This is a genomic window from Acidovorax sp. KPB24-07, from assembly GCF_057543315.1.
Map to the genome: position 1 here is coordinate 1 of NZ_BAAJYS010000479.1, position 2,275 is coordinate 2,275.

The 2,275-nt window shown below is 71.7% G+C and carries 3 protein-coding genes; all 3 read left to right on the forward strand.

Going from position 1 to position 2,275, the window contains the following annotated elements; translation table 11 throughout:
- Positions 1 to 456, forward strand: a 456-nt coding sequence (locus tag AC27IQ_RS22815; protein WP_487090904.1) for an amidohydrolase family protein, incomplete at its 5' end; no start/stop codon positions are given.
- A gap of 110 nt (positions 457 to 566) precedes the next feature.
- Positions 567 to 1,382 carry an oxidoreductase gene (locus AC27IQ_RS22820; RefSeq protein WP_284425891.1) on the forward strand — a complete coding sequence of 272 codons (816 nt, stop codon included), beginning with the start codon at positions 567 to 569 and terminating at the stop codon, positions 1,380 to 1,382.
- 166 nt (positions 1,383 to 1,548) lie between these two features.
- On the forward strand, positions 1,549 to 2,275 hold a 727-nt coding region (locus AC27IQ_RS22825), incomplete at its 3' end, for a cation diffusion facilitator family transporter (RefSeq protein ID WP_487090905.1).

Here is a 2,275-nt window from a genome sequence, read left to right on the forward strand (position 1 = left end):
GAGGCGTTTCGCGCCGTGGCGCCGCGCCTGCGCGAGCGCGGCTGGCACGTGCAGTGGTACGCGGGCCCGGAGCATCTGGCGGAGATCGCGGCGTTGCACGACCGCACCGGCGTGGCCTGCGTGCTCGACCACCTGGCGGGCCTGCATGCCGAGTTGCCGGCGGACGACGCGGCATGGAGCGCCCTCGCGGCGCTGGCCGCGCAGGGCGCGTGGATCAAGCTGTCCGGCTGGTACCGGCTGCGCGCGCAAGCGCCCTACGGCGCGCTGCAGGAGACGGTCCGGCGTGTGGCCGACGTGGCGCCCGGGCGGCTGGTGTGGGGCTCGGACTGGCCGCACACGTCGTTCGCTGCTGATGCCATGCCGGCCTACGCCTCGGTGTGGCAGCCGGTGGTGGAGGCGCTGGGCCCGGACCGGGCCGGCACGGTCCGGCAGAACGCCTCGCGGCTGTATGCCTGACGGAGAGACGCCCCAACGTGCTTCGATCATATCTTTTCAGTAGTGAATTAATACTGTTTCGATAGTAATATCCCCTCGTCGGCCATCCGGCCCATGACGAAAGGAAAACAATGCGCAAGACGAACAGGGGTATCGCCGTCGTGACGGGGGCGTCGTCGGGCATCGGGCTCGTGACCGCCCGGTCCCTGGTGCAGGCGGGCTACCAGGTCTTCGGCACCAGCCGCAAGGCACCCGCCGATCCGCCCGCCGGCGTCACGATGCTGGCCTGCGACGTGACGGACGAGGCGTCGGTCCAGCGCCTCGTGGACGAGGTGGCCAGGCGGGCAGGGCGCATCGATCTGGTCGTCAACAACGCCGGCGTGGGCCTGCTGGGCGGGGCCGAGGAATCCTCGATCGGGCAGGCGCAGCGCCTGTTCGACGTCAACGTCTTCGGCGTCGCCCGCGTCGTCAACGCGGTGCTGCCGCTCATGCGGGCCCAAAAGAGCGGCCGCATCATCAACATGAGCTCGATCCTGGGGCTGATTCCGGCGCCCTTCAACGCCTTCTACGCATCGACCAAGCACGCGATCGAGGGCTACTCGGAATCCCTCGACCACGAAGTGCGCCGGTTCGGCATCCGCGTGGTTCTGGTGGAGCCCGGCGTGACGCGCACGGCCTTCGAGGAAAACCTGTCGCGCGCCGACCGCCCCCTCGCGGACTATGCCGACGATCGCGCCCGCAGCGAAGCGCTCATGCGCCAATGGGTGGAGGCGGGCGATGCGCCGCAGATCGTCGCCGACGCCGTCGTGAAGGCCGCCACGGCCATCCGGCCCAAGCTGCGCTATTCGGCCGGCAAGCAGTCCACCCAGGTCCGCTCGCTGCGCCGCTATCTGCCCGAAGGGCTGGTCGACAAGACGCTGCGCAAGTTCAACGGCTTGCCGGCCTGAGCCGGGCGGGCGCGAGCGCTCTCTCGCATCCCCTTCCGGGTGCCGGCCAGGCCGCAGTGGATGGGGGCCTCGCGGGCGTGGCGGGCTCGCCGTGGCAGGCCGCCGGCGGGTCGGGATGGCGCCGTTCGGGGCAGAATGGCGGCCCCGGCGCTTTCCTTGCCAGCCCATGCCCTCCCGCCCCCTGCCTTCCGATCCGAGCGCCCCGGGCCGCACCGGTCCTGCCGCGCCCGCGCCCCGCACGCTGCTGTGGGGCTCGGTGGCCGTGGCGCTGGTCACCATCGTGCTCAAGACGCTGGCCTGGCACCTCACCGGCTCGGTGGGGCTGCTGTCCGATGCGCTGGAGTCGTTCGTCAACCTGGCGGGCGCGGTGTTCGCGCTGGCCATGGTGACCGTGGCACAGCGCCCGGCGGACGACGACCACCCCTACGGGCACCACAAGGCCGAGTATTTTTCTTCCGGGTTCGAGGGCATCCTGATCGTGGGGGCCTCCGCCGCCATCTTCTGGGCGGCGGCGCACCGGCTGTCCTCGCCGCAGCCGCTGGAGCAGGTCGGCTGGGGCCTGGCGCTGTCGGTGGTCAGCTCGGCGCTCAACGGCGGTCTGGCCTGGCTGATGTTCCGCTCCGCGCGCGTGCACCGGTCGGTGGCGCTGGAGGGCGATGCGCGCCACCTCGTCACCGATGTCTGGACCTCGGCGGGCGTGGTCGTCGGCATCGGCGCGGCCAGCGCGACCGGCTGGCTCTGGCTGGACCCGGTGGTGGCCATGGCCGTGGCGCTGAACATCCTGAGGGAAGGGGCGCACATGGTATGGCGCGCCTCCCAGGGCCTGATGGACGCGGCCGTGGAGCCCGAGGCGCAGGCGGCCATCGACGCGGCGCTGCGCGGCTTCGCGCAGG

Excerpts from the sequence above, each read along its gene's own strand:
- AC27IQ_RS22820 (WP_284425891.1), top strand. The coding sequence starts at position 567 with ATGCGCAAGACGAACAGGGGTATCGCCGTCGTGACGGGGGCGTCGTCG.